At 38.3% G+C, this 17,663-nt stretch carries 15 protein-coding genes and 1 pseudogene; 1 reads left to right on the plus strand and 15 read right to left on the minus strand.

Annotated elements, in window-relative coordinates:
* Window positions 1–127 precede the first annotated feature (127 nt).
* Window positions 128–604 (plus strand): annotated as a pseudogene (locus ACFQRK_RS20055) (transposase); the annotation flags it as partial.
* A 248-nt stretch (window positions 605–852) separates the two neighbouring features.
* On the opposite strand, the gene ACFQRK_RS20060 reads toward ACFQRK_RS20055, so the two are convergent.
* The 15 genes from ACFQRK_RS20060 to ACFQRK_RS20130 all read right to left on the minus strand — a co-directional run bounded on the left by ACFQRK_RS20060 (window position 853) and on the right by ACFQRK_RS20130 (window position 17,631).
* On the minus strand, window positions 853–1,809 hold the full coding sequence (locus tag ACFQRK_RS20060; protein ID WP_379009887.1) for a glycosyltransferase family 4 protein: 957 nt from the start codon (window positions 1,807–1,809) through the stop codon (window positions 853–855).
* Window positions 1,810–1,815: 6 nt separating this feature from the next.
* Window positions 1,816–2,373, minus strand: coding sequence for a transferase (locus tag ACFQRK_RS20065; RefSeq protein ID WP_379009888.1), 558 nt, complete (start codon window positions 2,371–2,373; stop codon window positions 1,816–1,818).
* On the minus strand, window positions 2,373–3,332 hold the full coding sequence (locus tag ACFQRK_RS20070) for an NAD-dependent epimerase/dehydratase family protein (RefSeq protein WP_379010040.1): 960 nt from the start codon (window positions 3,330–3,332) through the stop codon (window positions 2,373–2,375). Before ACFQRK_RS20070 ends, ACFQRK_RS20065 begins: the two co-directional genes overlap by 1 nt.
* Window positions 3,323–4,354 carry a hypothetical protein gene (locus ACFQRK_RS20075; protein WP_379009890.1) on the minus strand — a complete coding sequence of 344 codons (1,032 nt, stop codon included), beginning with the start codon at window positions 4,352–4,354 and terminating at the stop codon, window positions 3,323–3,325. Before ACFQRK_RS20075 ends, ACFQRK_RS20070 begins: the two co-directional genes overlap by 10 nt.
* Window positions 4,354–5,484 carry an NAD-dependent epimerase/dehydratase family protein gene (locus tag ACFQRK_RS20080; protein WP_379009891.1) on the minus strand — a complete coding sequence of 377 codons (1,131 nt, stop codon included), beginning with the start codon at window positions 5,482–5,484 and terminating at the stop codon, window positions 4,354–4,356. Before ACFQRK_RS20080 ends, ACFQRK_RS20075 begins: the two co-directional genes overlap by 1 nt.
* A gap of 12 nt (window positions 5,485–5,496) precedes the next feature.
* Entirely contained in the window at window positions 5,497–7,842 is a 2,346-nt protein-coding gene (locus ACFQRK_RS20085) for a DUF4838 domain-containing protein (RefSeq protein ID WP_379009893.1), read from the minus strand.
* 132 nt (window positions 7,843–7,974) lie between these two features.
* Window positions 7,975–8,526, minus strand: coding sequence for a DapH/DapD/GlmU-related protein (locus ACFQRK_RS20090; RefSeq protein ID WP_379009895.1), 552 nt, complete (start codon window positions 8,524–8,526; stop codon window positions 7,975–7,977).
* 4 nt (window positions 8,527–8,530) lie between these two features.
* Window positions 8,531–9,349: a glycosyltransferase family 2 protein gene (locus ACFQRK_RS20095; RefSeq protein ID WP_379009896.1), complete on the minus strand. Its 819-nt coding sequence runs from the start codon at window positions 9,347–9,349 to the stop codon at window positions 8,531–8,533.
* Window positions 9,350–9,487: 138 nt separating this feature from the next.
* A complete protein-coding gene (locus ACFQRK_RS20100; RefSeq protein ID WP_379009898.1) occupies window positions 9,488–10,555 on the minus strand; it encodes an EpsG family protein in 1,068 nt (355 codons plus the stop codon).
* 25 nt (window positions 10,556–10,580) lie between these two features.
* A complete protein-coding gene (locus ACFQRK_RS20105; protein WP_379009899.1) occupies window positions 10,581–11,351 on the minus strand; it encodes a glycosyltransferase family 2 protein in 771 nt (256 codons plus the stop codon).
* Between the two features lie 50 nt (window positions 11,352–11,401).
* Window positions 11,402–12,580: a glycosyltransferase gene (locus tag ACFQRK_RS20110; RefSeq protein WP_379009900.1), complete on the minus strand. Its 1,179-nt coding sequence runs from the start codon at window positions 12,578–12,580 to the stop codon at window positions 11,402–11,404.
* A 10-nt stretch (window positions 12,581–12,590) separates the two neighbouring features.
* Window positions 12,591–13,646, minus strand: a complete 1,056-nt coding sequence (locus tag ACFQRK_RS20115; RefSeq protein WP_379009901.1) for a glycosyltransferase — start codon at window positions 13,644–13,646, stop codon at window positions 12,591–12,593.
* A gap of 6 nt (window positions 13,647–13,652) precedes the next feature.
* Window positions 13,653–14,783, minus strand: a complete 1,131-nt coding sequence (locus ACFQRK_RS20120; RefSeq protein WP_379009902.1) for a polysaccharide pyruvyl transferase family protein — start codon at window positions 14,781–14,783, stop codon at window positions 13,653–13,655.
* A 5-nt stretch (window positions 14,784–14,788) separates the two neighbouring features.
* Complete coding sequence (locus ACFQRK_RS20125) at window positions 14,789–16,015, minus strand: Coenzyme F420 hydrogenase/dehydrogenase, beta subunit C-terminal domain (protein ID WP_379009904.1); 1,227 nt, start codon at window positions 16,013–16,015, stop codon at window positions 14,789–14,791.
* Window positions 16,016–16,104: 89 nt separating this feature from the next.
* A complete protein-coding gene (locus tag ACFQRK_RS20130) occupies window positions 16,105–17,631 on the minus strand; it encodes an MATE family efflux transporter (protein WP_379009905.1) in 1,527 nt (508 codons plus the stop codon).
* Window positions 17,632–17,663 lie beyond the last annotated feature (32 nt).

A 17,663-nucleotide genomic window follows, 5' to 3' on the forward strand; every position in this document is an offset into this window, starting at 1 on the left:
AATCAATGAAGATCGTATTTTATTCGGCAGGGCCTAAAAACCCTGCCGTGTTTTTGTGCATTCTTGTTGCCAATTTTGGAGCATTCTTATTTCCCAATTCTTGTGCAGTTACAATTGCCGACTACACTATGCGGTTGAAAGGCAGGCCCGGGAGGAAAAACTGGCTGCCGAACAGATCAAGGAACTGCGGCTGACCGAGTCGCTGCCGGTGATCAACGAATTGGGCAGATGGATCTTTGAAGAAATAAAATCCACCCTGCCCAAAAGCCAGATCGGCAAGGCCATGGCTTACGCCTACGCCCGATGGGACGGGCTCTCGGCTTATCTGTATGACGGAAACCTGCAGATTGACAATAACCTTGTCGAGAACGCCATCAGGCCATTGGCGCTGGGACGCAAAAACTACCTCTTCGCCGGCAGCCATGAAGCTGCACAGCGTGCCGCCATGATCTATTCATTCTTCGCCATCTGCAAAAAACACGAAGTCAACCCATTCCACTGGCTGAAATATACACTGGAAAACATCATGGCCATAAACCATAAAAACTTAAAAGACCTCTATCCGCAGAACTATAAGAATATGGTTCAGAAATCAAACATGTAGTTCGTAGGGCGGATACTTCAGAACAACAGCTTAAAAACTATCGTTTGATCGGCAAAGGCGTAGGGGTTCCATTGGCCAGATGTGGACGGAGATCTCAGCTTAAAGGGCTTTTTAAGCGCCGGATTAAAAAACCTGATATACAATCAACATAAGGTAGCATAATACCTAATTTCAACTACACGGTGCTTACTATTGGTTTGGGCAAAAGACGGATTTAACTGAATTCCCACATAAAACAGGGAATATAACTAATATACATACCTCCGGTACAGATAAGCCTTCAATATAATATATGTGGCACCCAGCAGTGCTAATATCGATATCGAAAAGAGGATTTGCACGGAGGTGTCAAGGCGAGCTACCTGGATTACGCCCCATCCGATCACCGCTTGTAATATCCCATAAGTAGCAGAAACCATTAATCGGTTTGCTCTTGCCTCGTTGGCTAGGTATTGATACAAGTGGCTTCGGTGCGCCTCGAAAATATTTTCGCGCTTCATGAGTCGATGGGCAATGGTAAGTACACTATCGACGCCGTATATCGCAAAGAACAGAATGTATATGGGATTACCGCTCGCAAAAATCAAACTTAACGTAGCAAACAGCAAAATAAAACACATACTCACACTTCCAACATCGCCGGCAAAGCACTTGGCCCGCTGCCGGAAATTGAAAAAAGCAAATACACCGTTGGCAATAGCCGTACAGTACAATAGCCGGTCATCGATAAAATCGTCTTCCCGATTTGCCAGCCACAAGGACAGTAAGACTGCAAAGCTATACATCGCCGTAATGCCATTGATGCCATCCATAAAATTATATGCATTGATGGTGCCGATGATAAGGATCAACGCAACGGGAAGCACATACCACGGCAATTCGAAGGCCCCTAACTCGTAAATCATCAGCAATACCGAAACGAGGTGCACGGTAATGCGTACCCTGTTAGACATGGTGAACACATCGTCCAGAAAACTGATGACCGTAATCGCGGTAAGCCCAGCAAAGAACCAAGGATAGGAAGCCCCCGACCAAATAAACCATATCAGCGCGCCCAGATAAAACACGACGCCACCACCCCGGATGGTAATTTTTGTGTGGCTGCTACGTTTGTTAGGTTTGTCGATGATGTTGAAACGATCGGCAATGCGGAAGTAGAGCGGCATCGCCAAAAAAAGCAACGCTATAATAATTAGATAAGACACCAACATTTAGCCCTCGATGATTTGTCCAGCGCAAATTTCGGTAAAAGGCGCCACTTGTGAAAGCCGCACGATCACTGCATTGGGATTGATAATCGTTCCCTTGCCTACCACTGCGCCGGCTCCTACGTATACTCCCGGATAGGTGGTAACAAAGTCCTCTACGATTCCATCGTGATCGATCGTGACATTGGCGTTGATGATTGCATGCTTCCCTACTTTGGCCTTGGATTGAATAACCGCTCCGGCTAGTACCACCGCGCCTTCGCCTATTTGTGCATCTGCCGCGACTGAAGCCTGCGGATGAATAAAAGTCCCGAATTTATGGGTTACTTTTTTCGCGATACGCTCGCGAATGTCAGGTTTCCCGATGCCGATCAGTAGCTTGGCTTCGGGATGTTTGTCGGGCGCATACGGTACCACTGGAATATCGCCAATCGATCTGGGTTCTTCTCCGTCGTTAAAAAATACTTGGATGGCTTGTTCACCAAATTGCTTGCGGAGGCCGTCTAACAATACACGTGCATGGCCGCCGGCACCGTAGATAAGATTGGGTTCGATTTTCATTAAAAACTTCTCAGCGTGGTTAACAACCCCTCTCGCGCGGAGACGGGCATTTTATTGATATCAAGTGCAGCCTTAATCTTCGAATTATCTACCACATAGCTTTCCGTCAATTTCTTGAGGCGCTCGCTGTTCAGTGGCAAACGTAACGTATCTCCAACCTTTGCTATCCCCTCTATGAGGCGGGGAGATACCCTCCACAACGCAGGCTTCTTGTCACGCGCCTCCCCAATCAGCTGAATTAATTCATTGGTGGATAACGAGTCATCATCAGCCAGGTTATATACACCACCCGGAATGCTTGGATCCTGAAGTATTTGTTTGATGACGTATTGTAGATTTGCAATCGAAAGAAATGACCGCCGGTTTTCAAAGGCAGCCAAAGGCCACGGAATACCTTTACTTACCACTTTATACAACAGATTAAGATTACCCTTATTACCGGGGCCGTGAATCATGCAGGGCCGCAAGACAAAAAGCCGTCTTTCGGCTGGTAACTCCGAATTCAACAGATATTCCTCTGCCTGACGTTTAGACTGTCCGTAAGGCGTTTGCGGATTGGGGTCAACATTTTCATCCAACATTCCTTCTACAGTATCGGCGGCCGATTTTACACTGCTGAAATAAATAAAGTCACGGGCGTTACTTTGCAGGAATTGATCAAAAAGCTGCTTCGTAAGTTCTGTGTTTATTTCGAAATACTCCTCGGCCGAGCTTGTATTTTTAGTGTCATGGGCTTTCCCCGCGAGATGAATAATTGCTTCGTACTGGGCCGGTAAGCGTTGTAACCATTCGTCTCGGAGAGATATCGAAAGAATATTATATTCTTTTTCAGAGATAGATGGTATCAGATTTTGTCCAACAAAACCAGAGGTTCCAGTAATACAAATTTTCACATCGAAGTATTTAGAAAAACAGTCTACATTGAAGACAAAGTTTCTTATATTCTGTGCTACAAACACTTTTTCCAAAACTCGTCTTCATAATCAAAAAAGAGATTTTTCAGCCAGCCTTCTATCGATAACTTATCATAGATATCATCATTCAAAGGCAAGTAAGGCGATTGAACAAAAGCTTCAGGAATAGAGGACGCGTTTCTATCTATTATCAAATAGTTGCTGGTATTATAAAATGGGAATTTGGCTATATCACTATTTGTCGTAATCAACTTTCTTTTCGCTCCTATAGCTTCAAACGTGCGAAGCGTTAGTCCTTTTTGATTCGGGTGGTTTATATCCAGTACTACTTTTGTTCTTTTGTAATAATCAATAATTTCACCAAGACTTAAGGAACGAAAGCTTAGCTTGTTGTAATCAAAATATTTAAACGTCTTATCAAAAAATTTTTTAAATAAATAAACCAACCTTCCGTGCATGTAATAATAACACAACATTTTGAGTTGCTTTGCCTTTGCCCATTCATTAATACGATTACTAATTATATAACGGTCAGAGTGCGCCGTTCCCAAAAATAAAATATCTATATCCTGCTTTGATTTGTCCGTACTTATTTCTCTGTATTTATCAAAAAAAAACAACGGTCTGAAATGAATATTGAAACGCTTCGCGTCTTCCGGGTCAAATGTTAACGCCCTATCGTAGTAATGTAAAAGCGAAGAACTGTGTCCCGTGTTCGTAAATGAATCCCAGTTATAAAAAATGCAAACACACTTCGGTTGCCTTTTCCTGAAGGCTTTTAAAAAGAATTCAGGCACGACCTCACCCCTGATGACTAACAAAAAATCGTAGGTCTCGTGTTGAATATTTTTAAGTATCTTTCGGTAATAGCGATTTATCTTTTGTTCGTATAACTCTTTGCGCAGTCTGATTATCCCTTTGGTGAATGTATTATCTTTTAGGCGTTCGTCATAAAAAGTTACATTGGCCCCCAAAGACTCGAGTTTTTTTTTAATTTGTTCTTCTAAGCCAAAAGTTCTAGCTAGAAAGAAGAGTATTTTTTTTCCCTTTAATTGATCGGTATTCATTATTTAAACAAACCTTTGGCTCGCATTTCATCAATGGATTTCTGATATCTGTCTTCTTGTACTTGTTGCGTATCTACCCATTTTGTGAAACGTTTTAACCCTTCCTCAAATGTCACTTCCGGTTCAAACCCCAAGAGACGCCTTATTTTGCTGAGATCAGCGTAATTGTGCCTTATATCCCCTAGTCTATATTGACCGGATATATTAATAGGAACTTTAATGTTATAGTTCTCTACTAATTTGCTTGCAACTGTAAGAACGTCGACGGGCACACCGGCTCCGACATTAAAAATTTCGTTGTTGGCTTCTTCTCTCTCTAGTCCCAAAATAGTGGCATTGACAACATCGTCGATGTAAACGAAGTCTCTACTTTCTTTTCCATCCTCAAATATATTGATACCATTGCCGTTTTTTATTTGTGTGGAAAAAATTGATAATATACCAGTATAAGGATTTTTCAGTGACTGCCCCGGACCATATACATTTTGATATCTAAAGGCTACAGCAGCAATACCAACAGACGGACACACTGTCATAACTAACTGTTCTTGTGTTTGTTTTGTAACTCCGTACACTGATGAAGGATGAATTTTTGAATTTTCGTCTGTCGCCGTTAACACTAAAGCCGAAGAATCCGGATAGGTTACTTCAAAGAGCCCTTTGTCCATGAGTTCAGGGCTGCGATGCCTGGGATATACCGGACCAAGCTCCTGACTGATGTATTTACCTTCTCCGTAAATAGATCGGGAAGATGCGACAATCACTTTCTTTACATCGTGGTTGGTATTGACCAGCAATTCCAACATTTTAGACGTACCACCAATATTAACATCGGTATACCTATCAATTTCATACATGGATTGTCCGGTTCCCGTTTCCGCGGCAAGGTGTACAATAGCATCTTGATCCAATAGCGCCTTTTTCCAATCTTCATAGTTAGTTACACTACCATTGATAAAGCTCGTCTTCTCCTTGATACTAATGAATAGGGGTGACGTTTCTGTTGGATTGTTCCCGTGTATTTGTGGAGAAAGGTTATCCAATATTGTGACCTTATATCCTTTATCGACAAGTCTCAACGCTAAATTTGATCCAATAAAACCGGCACCACCGGTGATAAGAATACGCATAAAATATGTTAATTATTTTTCTTTCTTAAACTCAATTTTGTCAATTGAAATTCCTTCAATATTAGATTTGTCTTTATGAACCGAGAAAAAGACTATATTGCCGTTTTTTAAGGTCACATTTCTCAAAGAATATGTTTGGTACTTTTCATTTGCTAATTCACTCAAATCTATTTCCACTATTGAGATATTCCGCTTTAATATAGGATCGTATAAGCCTATAGTTACTCTTCCTTCTTTGGGCTCTGGAATATTGCCATGACCTTTGATTGATGTCGACACCTCCCATTTTTCATTGGTTTGGCTATCGCTTATATTTTCTAACTTATATTGGATTGCCCAATCCGATTTCGACGCATCAATGTAACCGGCTAACTTGTCGCTCGCAGCACCATCAATTATTTTTTTTGTCCTTACGGCAGGCAAATAGTATGTAAATAAATCCTGTTGCACAACGAAGTAATCCGAATTGCTTTCACGATCCGATGTACGAATCGACTTCAAACTTGGTTTCAAATCGTTAAGTTTGATCATTGGGCCATTTACATCGATTTTCTGCTTAAGACGGTCTGACGACATTGTATTCAAATCATTTAAAGTTGCTAGAAACCGGTCTACTAAAGAATTATATCTAGCATGGAAATCGGAAGATGATCGACTATTATCCAAAGCAGGACTCTTGATATGGCTGAAAATTTTAATAAATTCAAATGAAATTTGTTCTTTTTTTACTCTTCTCAACAGTATTTCATTGTCAGATACTGCACTTATTGCTTGTTCAAACAACTTCGTTCCTTCATTTAATATCTCAGAGTTAATAATGTCCAAGTTTGCATTAAAAACGCTAAGCTTTCCCTTATAGCCATCAAAACTCCTTGTTACTAGATCGAAATACTTCCTAAGAGGTTTCCCTGCAGCTCCATAATATCCGTTAAAAAACACATCAAGTAGGTAATTGTATTCATAGTCTGGGTTCCACAAAAGCTTTCCGATAACCCAAGTATGCAGCTCCTTAAAATACCCCAGTTCTTCAGAGGTATAATATGGTGTGGCGATACTTTGGATAAAAACGCCTTCATATCCTAAATTTTTTAGGAATCGTAAATCATCTCGTAAATTACTAAGACTCGGATGAGGGAGTAACGGATACGAGAAATTAGCGCTATATCCCCAGTAAAAATTGTGCTTGGATATCTTTGACCAATTTTCGATATTCTTACGAGAAAAATTATTGGATGGGTTAAGAAGTGATTTTGCGTGATTTATTAATATAGGGGCAACTCTAACGATTACATTCTCCGCGGGCTTTATTGTTTTAGGAGGCACTTCCGTATAATCGTATGCCAAAGTTTCGAATTTTAAAGATGGGTATTCATCCTTAAAAGCGCTTGCGACCTCGTTCACGAACTGTATTAGTAGCGCGGAAGGGCTCCCCTCTTCCTTTAGTAAATTCGCGCATTCGACAGATGAGCACGAAATTCCTACATCATTTTGGGATATCGATATGATTTCGGGATTTTTTGTCTTTTGAATCAATAACCTGACATTGTTAATAAACTCCTTTCGCATTTCTTGATTCGAAAGGCAAAGCTGGGTTTCGTTTACTCCAGGCACCTTACCCGAATTTTTAAAGGGTTTACTCGTGGCCGGGTCAATGAACCATTCGGGATGTCTTTTGAAATATTTATCTGGTGGAAGAATTTGACTGAACGTATGCGCCCATCCAACTATTTCATGTTTCGCGCCCCAGCTTTCGTTAAGTCTCTGAAAGTCTCCATTCTCCCGAAGTACAGTGGAGTAAAATGCGTCTACGGTTGAGTGGAAGGACAAGTGATTCCTATACGAAAATGGAGGAGAGAAGGTGTAATCAACCGGGTCAATAACCACTTCTGTCTTTTCAGGAATTTCGTTATCAACTGAGGACCACCACCGGCAACCTAAATACTGCTCAAGAAACTCAACCGTTGAATACAACGTCCCTCTATCCCCACTGCCAAAAAGAAATATATTACCCTCGTCAAACTTAATGTTAACGGCATCTTCACTTAACCTAACATTATTCAAACTGAACGTCTTTTTTGCTTTTAGGGTATTTCCAATAGATATAAATGAACGATAGTTGGCAGATTCAGGCTTGTTTTTTTCATAAGTAATTCCGATATCTACTTTGGAAATTCTTGAAACAAAATGCTGCAATAAGCTTGCGGCATTTTGTTCAGCTTTCGTAGAATTTTGTGGTAAGATAATTATATAAGAAGTTTTTCCCGATTTTATAAGGTCGATTTTCTGGGCTTGACAAGCCCCAAAGCTAAAAAAGAAAAACACGAATATTAGGCTCCGAGATTTAATAGTATTTGCCATAAACCGCTAACGTTTCACCGATAAAATAGTCCAGCCATAACTCAACACCGGATATAATGCTAATCCTAAAACAAAAACCACGCCTCTTTCGGTAGTCAAACCATCAAAAATATCATTTACATTCGCTATCCGCTATTTTATTTTAACCCAACTACCGCTCTCTGAATCATAACGCTTAATAATTTTTGCTGGCACACCGGCTATGACACAATTATCTGGAAAATTACCTTTAACAACAGAATTTGCCCCTACGATACATTGGTTTCCCAAAACCGTTCCCGCTTGTATACATGCTCCTATTCCAACAAAACAGTTGCTACCAATTTTCGTAGATTCATATATTAACGGCTGATCTAAAATAGGTTTACCGATTTCGGTATAACAATGCTTAATATCGGTGATATATACATTTGCTAAGATAGTACTTCCCTCACCGATTTCTAGGTCGCCCATGGCTGTAATATGCACGTTTTGTGCAATTCCAACATTATCCTTAATAACTATTTTCCCATGGAAGTGAGTCTCTAGTCGTATATTAGGAAAAATCCGCACTTTCCTACCTATAAAGATATTAGAAGCTCCCTTTATGTAAACTGGCCTACCCAAATAAGAAGGTAATTTTAATTGACCAAAAAAGGGCTTATTAAAAATCGCCCGAATGATCCAAAACACTTTAAATATCATAGTTTCACTTCGTCATTTTCCTAGCCTTATACTTTCGAATTACAAATTTAAACTTAGAAAAGTACTTAAAAAAGTAATACTCCGCCCAAGATATATACTTTAATTTAAACATTTCGTAAATGTTGTACTGGACACCTCTTTCCATCTCAACAATGTTTGCAGACAACCCGGAGAAACCAAAATGAGGCTTTCCCTTACCTGTTACGACCAAGCTTTCTGGAATTAGATACATCCGCTTCTTTTTGCTGATCTTCATCCAAAAATTTGCATCCTCAGAGTATTTCATATTTTCGTTATAATATCCAACATCGGAAAGGATACTTCTCTTAAAGAGAGCCGTCGAAGTCTGCGCGGTAATTTTAAACAGCAGTTTTCTCAACGTAATTTCCACCAGCCCATCTTTAATAATATATGGCAAAGTGATTTTTTCTTCATTTCTTAAACTGCCAATAAAATCGATATCAGGGCGTGCCTCTAAAATGTTGAGCTGTTTCTCAATCTTGGTTTCATGCCACTCGTCATCTGAGTCCAACAAGGCCAAATATTCTCCCTGCGCACTTCTAAGTCCTACATTACGCGCCTTTGACACGCCGCCATTAGGTTGATTGATAATAGTAATCGGAATTCTAGTTTGGGCATTTGCAATCTTCGAAATAACGTCTATGCTTCTATCAGTAGATCCGTCGTTCACTACGATAATTTCTAAAGCTCCCTTATATGTTTGACTCAATACTGAATTCAAACTAGCCTCTATAGTCGATGCTGCATTATAAACAGGTATGATGATCGAAACCATGTCAAATATATTTTCGTCTGCTAACATCTAGCAAACTTCGTTTGCTCTGAAGCAAAGCTAGGTTCGTTCAGCCAAACGATTTCCAAATAAGAATAGTAGTAACATATTTTCTTATTTCCTTCAATTATGCTAGGCATCTAAATATAGTAATTTATGTAAATTGTATTAAATAATAAATAGTTCAAACACAATAAACAATGCCCCCATTACCAACGTATAAACCGTTGATACTTTATACCTACTATTAATATTGAATAATGGTTCTAAGAGATAAGGAATTACTATCCACGATAAAAGACCCCAACGATCAGAGAAGGGCATGTCGAATGCAAAAAAGAAAATTGAGCTGCTCAAGACAAAGTAATTTATCCATTTCCGATAGGTCACCAAATATTCTTTCTGATTAATTAACACCTTCTTATGAACAAAAAGTGCCGTTAAAAGAATAGCCGTATTAAAGATAAAAAAGTCTGGCCGAAAACCAGTGTCATATTTCATTTCCAAAACGAAATAAGCTGCACGTCTGTCCTCCAATACGAGCCCTGTAATGACGCTGGCCAAGGACTTTATCCCATGCCCCGATAAAGAGACCATGGCGGAAAAAAAATAAAGCATGATAGAAGGCCACAGTGATTTCATCCTTCTTGCGGTCAAATAAAAGACTATGGTGATTACCGAGGAAACATGGATCCCAATACTACATAAAAAGAGCAGAACCGTAGAGGTCCAATTTCTCCTCTCTAGGGAATTAAACGCGACAAGCAATAACATAGCTGAAATACCATGCCTTATCGCGTTGAATCCAAAATTTTTAAAAAAGAAAAATGTTGCAAACGTTAGCAAAAGCAATACTTGGTTCCTTCGACTAAATTCATTCTGTCTTATTACAATGCCTAAAATTATAACATATAGCAACGCCATTATCAACAAAAAACCACGAGTGCTTACAATCAAATGAATAATCTCGACTAACCATTTAAAAACAAATTCAACACCAAACTCGTATGTATCAACGTTCTCAAATATATAAATATAAGTTTTCGTATCTGTACCTACGTCATAACGTCTTAAACCAAAAATTAACCCAAAAGCCAATAATATAACCCAACAAATATAGTTTTGGTTCCTCGCAGATAGCCAACGATGAGTCTTATCCTGCTGGTTCGATAACACCAACGCAAAAACAAATAGTATAAAATACGCTATTACGAACTGAAAATCGAACCAAAACATATCAACCCACCTATAATTACTATCATTATTTAGTTATTTTGTAAACTAAATTCATCAGCCGCCTAGGAATAAACATTCTAACAAATTCTTTTGCTAACAATAATATTTTTCTGGTCAAGAATTCGACATTATTTATCGATTTGTGCTCACGTAGAATTGCCAATGATTCTAATGCTCCTTTATAAGAATTACTTGAACTATAGCCTATCGCTTCGATGATTGCGATTTTATCTTCCACTACTAGAAATTTAGCTCCCTTTTTCTGCAATGCCATAAAAAAATTCCTATCTGAGCAAATCTTGTAATTCAGTGAAAATGGAAATTCCTTAGCTCGATCAACTCTAACAAATACCGCTTGATGATTAAACGGCATGGGATTGCGAGCAGACGGGTAACGAGCTTTATAAACTTTAGTGAAGCCGTCAAACTTTGCAACGGCATCTCCGACAATCACATCGACATTCTCGAAATGTTCGTTTTCACAATCAAACAGAGACGAAATCACATACTCGTTATAAAACACATCTCCGGCATTCATAAAATTAATAAAATCCCCAGTAGCTTTAATGACACCCTGATTCATTGCATCATATATGCCGCCATCCTCCTCACTGACGATCATGTGGATGTGATCTTTGTACTCACTTATAATCGACAACGTACGATCAGTACTCTTTCCGTCTATTATAATATACTCAATAAACGAATAATTCTGAGCAATTACCGATTCGATTGTTCCTCTAATATGGTCTTCACAATTGAATGTGACAGTAACTATACTAATCTTAGGCTTCATGCTTTCTATGTCTTGATTAGACAATGCGACTCTTCTTAGCCAACAGCTAATCACCTTCGGCCAAAGACACTCAAAATTACATTTGTAATAGAGTGAACGTGTTGCCGAACAGTGAACTTTTTTGAAAATGACTCCGCATCGATTCTCATTTCCTGATATCTTGATGGATTGTTAATACAATAGATGATTTGATCTTCTAACGTCGTAGTATTATCATTGTACAAAAGACCATTCTTTCCGTTCGTAATAATTTCGGCAGTGCCAGCATTATCAAAACCTATGACAATTGCACCAAAAGTCATTGCCTCAATAGTTACTCGACCAAATGCTTCGTTCATGGAGCACATTAACAATATATCTATGCCGGAATAGATCTTAGATTTATCTTTCTCGAAGTTTTTGAAGAAAACGTATTCTGTTAAATTATATCTTTCGATATAGGTTAGTAATGCCTTGTAATACTCCTTTGAAGCAACTTCCCCCCAAAACTCTATGCTTAAATTGTATCCTCTATCTCTCAATTTCTTTAATGCCTCAAGCCCTCTTTTTTGATTCTTTGTTTCAGAAATAATACCAACCATGCCTAATCTATTGGGCAAGCTAGTCCTTTGATTTATATTGATTATTTTTCTAGACGACAACTCAGTTTCGTCGAATACAGGGTTATAAACTTGGATTGCATTTTTCAGGTTTAAGTATCTCTCAATAGATTTCGATATAGCAATCACCGAATCGCTTAGTTTTAAAAAATATCTCTTCACTTTCTTTCCACCAAGATGAACTAGCTTATAGTCATCGTAACCAAACTCTCGAACATGCCAGATATGTTTTATTCCTGTTATTTTTGCCACGAAAACACCCAATGTTTCTACCGAAGAGTTACTGTAGACCAGGTCAATTTTTTCCTGCTTTATATATTTCGCGATTTTCCGCAGAGAGGAAAGATTCTTCAATAATTTACCTGGGAAAGATATCAATAACTTGAAAGGACTTGTGGAATAAAACAAACTTGAGCAATGAATTCCCGACACTGGAATCTGTTCCTCAATAAGTTCTTTAAACAACCCTTCATCTTCCTTTTGGTTATAAATGTAGACCATCTTTATATCGATCAACTTTCGTATTCCCTTTAACAAAAGTAAAAGCGATTGATTGGCCCCATTCATCGCGTTGTAATGCGTAATAAATACAACCTGTGTCTTCCTATTATTTAGGTTTTCTGCTTTCAAACTATCGTGTTTAGGAATGAGCAAAGTTAACTCTATGGTACAACTCGAGCGTTTTTTCTGCCATTGATACCCATGTATGATCTTTAATCTTCTCAAAATTACCTCTCCCCACAAGCGTAACCTCTTCCGAACTTATATTCATAACCTTATCCATCATTTTCGTCAACTCGGGCACATCTCCAAAAAGAAATTCATGATCTATAAACTCGGGCATTGAACCAACATTCGACGCGAGGCATAATTTGCTATATGACATTCCCAAAAGTAATGCCCCGGAAGTTACGACTCGTTTGTAAGGGTAAATCATAACGTTTGACAAAGAAAAATAGGCTTCGATTTCTCCGTCTTCAATATACCTAGGCAAAAAAATAATATTATCGTTGAATGCTATCTTCTCATTGATTACTTTTAAATCCTTCTCAAACTTAACTCGGCCACATATTATCAATTGCGCTTTTGGCCGTTTCAAACTTATAAAAGCATCGATAATGTCCATGATGCCTTTATAAGGTCTTAGGTCACCAAGAAACATGAAAGAGAATTTGCTTTCATCGAAATTTCTGATATTCCTCCGGAATTCGTAGATGTTCCCCTTGAATTGTGGGTAAGTACCAACATAATTGGCGTGTGGGATAACAGCGATTTTTTCGTTAGGTATCTTATACCTAGTTTCTAGAATTCCCTTGGAAAAGAAGTTGTGAACACTAAACGCATCTTGCATTCTAATGAAACAACGGGTAAAAAAATTATCCAATGTTGAAAAGCCGCTTTCATGACTACCAAAATTATGAACCGTCCACACGTATTTCTTATTACCCTTTATCAGGAATATTCCTATTAAAAAAATAGACCATTTGAGCAAGCGTATCCACGCGTTTTTTGAGAACGTATAGTACTCAAACCAATGGAAATGAATTATATCTACTTGGAAGAGGTGTTTGGTTTTAAAGAATTGTAGGATGCCTGACTTAACAGGCAAAACTTCAACACCAAGCTCCCCTAACGAACCAATCAACTTTTCTTGATAAGGGTTATCCTTACCAACCGGAGCAAAAGCTACTTTCATATGCATTTACCTCTCTAAGGCCTCCGCTAAAAACTTCATAGACTCCTGTCTAAAGTCACTAATCTTTCTATTTATTTCTGCCCAGTCAACTTCATTTCTCAAAATCGAATCGGCATGCTCCTTATTAAATCTTGTCATCTTGTGGTGTTCAAGTCCCAATAATGACAACAGGCTGTCGATTCGTTCATTCATACCTTCCGCCGCCCCCGTGTTAGGTAGAATGATAAATTTTGTATTGTTAATTAAGCAGAATACCATTCCGTGAAATGAAGTGGTTATAACCAATTCCGAAGAACCTATATAGGACACCCACTCAGGAATTGTCGGAAACAAGCTTCCAGAGCTATCATTATTTGCTGTAGCGTGTAATGTGACGAAGCCTTCGAGAGATTTCGCATAGTTTATGAAAAGTTCTTTTTCCACTATTTCACTGTTTCCCAAGGTATAAATAAAGACTGTTTTTGGAGAATTAACATTTCTTACAAAGTCAATTCCTAACAATTCCTCCCATTCCGATTTAGTGAATAAAAATGTAGGATCTAAAACCCATTTTGCATTTCGATAACCTAGGGTGTTACAAATCTCGAGGCCGCTTTTCTCTCTTATACCAACAGCCGAAAACTTGTGTATATACTTTTTGAATAACTTCTCTGTCGTAGTGTCAAGCTTCCGTTTTCCGAAACTGGCGGCAAATGCCACACGCTTAATCCTCGAATCACCAAATCCTAGCAGAAATGCTTCAGCTGAGACCTGAAATGAATTATTCCAAACTTGATCACTTCCGGTAACATAAACATCAGCTATAGGCGGGCGGGCGATAAGATCGGATAAACTGTAGTATTCTTCTTGTCCGAAATTAATGAACTGCTTCTTGAACTGAGAAAACTGGCGTTTCAAATCTTGAACTTCGCCTAACACCTTTATTCTTTCGTATCTCTTCCGTCTATATGATGAAATCGGATTGAGCCTGAATAATCGCGTAAACAAGGACATTTTTACAGGAGGAGGGACTCGATGATAAGGTATCAAAAAAGGCGAATGTCCTATTTTGGTTAAATAACTTTGCATAGCAAACAACTGAAGTATTTGACCATAATTATTAGTCGATTCCCAAAAAGTCATTATACCTATTTTCATTTACTCTATCGAAATTTGTGATACAATAATGTCAATAAAGACAATATTCTTAGATGTAGTTTCATTTGTGCATCAAAGGAATGGGCATTACGAACTTTCCTCCATAAGCCAATGCTCTTTCTTCGAGTGACTGTTCGTTGTAACTGAACCAACGAAAATAATACTGTGGGGAAAGTTTTAACATGTTTTCTAAGATACGGCACCTTCTTGAAACTTATCTTTCTAAGTAATACCCTCAATTTTAAACCATCCCTTCTATGACTAAAACTAGATTTCTGCGATTTAGCTATTAGGCTTTTATCAACCTGCTTCACAGTCAGATCGCCATTTTCTATACCGTTTTTTACTATCAAATCAGCGATTGGAGATCTCGTGACAATAACGCTGTTACCTAATCCATCGCTTCGGTATTCATCTAGCCAAGCGTCTCCCAAAGAAATGTCCGCTAATTCGGTGAGCACGTCGGTACAATAATCACAAGCATTGGCTTTAAAAAGCCCTGTTCCCCACATATCACCAAGTGTCCTCATCTTCACCTGATGAAATACATTATTCTTATCTAACGCACCGAAACTGTAGTCAGAGGCCGTGCTGTTCTCGTCTTTCAACCTGTATTCAGGGTTTCGGTAGCCAGTGGAAATTCCAGCTCTTTGAGCAAGATAATCGGTGAAAAATCGACTTTTTAATCCTCCGCAAACAATACCAACTAAAAAGGGTATTTTTTCCTTCAATTTAGGATGATAATGTTGCTTTAGACGTATCGCTTTTATGAAACAGGCGACACCGGACACAGCTACTCTCCCGTTTATACTTTCAAGTTCGTCAAAGAGTGATGCTAAGGTTACGGGTATGTACCTAGTCTTGGAAATAACTGTAATGTCCTCGATTTTTGACAAAAGCTGATATCGGTAAGTTCCCTCCGCTTCACTGACAACAAATAAGCGGTCAACAATATTTTCTTCTAATAACCTTTTAAAAATGTATGTAGCTAATCCCCCTGACGATGAAGTAATTCTAAATTCATTTGAGAATCCGACGTAGGTACCCAGGAAATGACCAATGCTATCATCGGCTTGGGAAGCGTCGGGAAGAAATATTCTAGCAAGCTCGTCTTCATCTTTTACCGTTTCCTCTGGCATAATGTTAAAAGGACAAACGCGAAATAGATCATTATCATTCTCTATGTCAGCAGTTTGAATTGGCTCCAAAAACCCGTCGTCGTTCCAATTCATTTTAAGTTTGCCTTTGCTCTCCGAGACGCACACTCCACACCCGGTACAAAGACCTTGGTTGACTATGGATTTTATGAATCGGCAGTCCTTCATCTTCTAAATAATCTATTTCTAATTTTCACTAAAAATTCCCTCTCTTCTCTGTCAAGCCCAAAAACAAAAACCAAAAATAGAGTTATTAGTACGATTATAAGACTTTCAATCGTAAATACGAAAAAATTCTTGTCTAAAGAAATGTATTTGGAGGATAGGAAAAGGATGGCAGATACAATCGCTGAGACGCAAATTATCTTTAATACAACTTGTTTATAAAAAGATACAACCGAAAAATCGATACCCATCCTTAAAAAATATAATCTTAAATTTATAGTGACGAGTGAAATTCCTATTGAAAGATAGAAGACATGATTAGGATCACTCGTAATAGACAGCAACAAGTATGATAGTGGCAAATTCATAAAAACCAAAAGCCCAACTATGAGTTGATACGATTTAATTTTTCCTGTCGCTTGAATGCCCATTTTTACCGGACTGGACACTACGTCAATCAGAATGTTAACTAAACACAATCTCACAAATGAAGAAACATACGGAGGGGTTTTATTTAACCATAACTTTAGAATATAATCAATATTATAAATAATAGGGTAAGTTATTAAGAATAGTAGAAAAAAAGAGGCTTTAGAACTTCGGAAGATGAGTTGTATCATCTTACTTTCCTCTCTATTTGCATAGCTTTTGACAATCTGTGGATTGACCGCGATTTGAAAACTGTTGACAAAACTGGTTACAGCATTTTGCACCTGTAGCATCACACCGTAAGCTGCGTTAACTATTGTTCCGAAAAATAAATTAAGAACGATATTAACTCCTTGACCACTGGCTACCACGGCAATATTGCCAAATAGATTCCAGCCAGAATAAGAAATAAGAGTATAGAAATAGCTTTTGTCATAGTAAATTCTAAATTTACTTTCCTCATATTTAACGAGACAATAAATGCGATATAGGCTAGCAATTAAAATCGTGATAAGAAAAATCAAAACTGCGTAAAGCACCAGCTTATCAAAAGCAATAATTACCAACAAATATATTGCGACCAGCTTTAACATCACCTCTACGATACTTATTACAGCATATATATTCATCTGCTCCCGAGCAATAATAAGAGCAGTAAACGGGACCTGTATTACACCTATCAAAAAAGTTAATACTGAAAGTTGGTATACCCAAATTGCAGCGTTCATCCGCTCTGGAGGAATGTCCAGTTTGTCATTTACAAACCATAACCCAATTGTTTCCGCCAATAATAGAATCAGTAATGCAATGCCAATGTGAATCAAGAATGTTGCATTAAATGTATTCCTCAGCTTATCCTTGTCATTCCGCCCTATATCAAATGCCAAAAATCGTTGCGTTGCGGATGACATTGCGGAATTAAAGAAGCCGAATAATAATACAACTCCACCGACAATGCTATATACTCCATAATCCTCTATACCCAGTACATTCAGTACGACCCTAGACGTATATAGCGAAACGCCCATCGTAATAAACATCCTGAAATAGAGGAATATGGAATTCTTTGCAATACGTCTATTCGATGATTCACTCAAAATCGATAAAAATAAAATTTAAGTATTTAAAA

It is taken from the genome of Parapedobacter sp. GCM10030251 (assembly GCF_042666505.1).
Taxonomy (GTDB): domain Bacteria; phylum Bacteroidota; class Bacteroidia; order Sphingobacteriales; family Sphingobacteriaceae; genus Parapedobacter.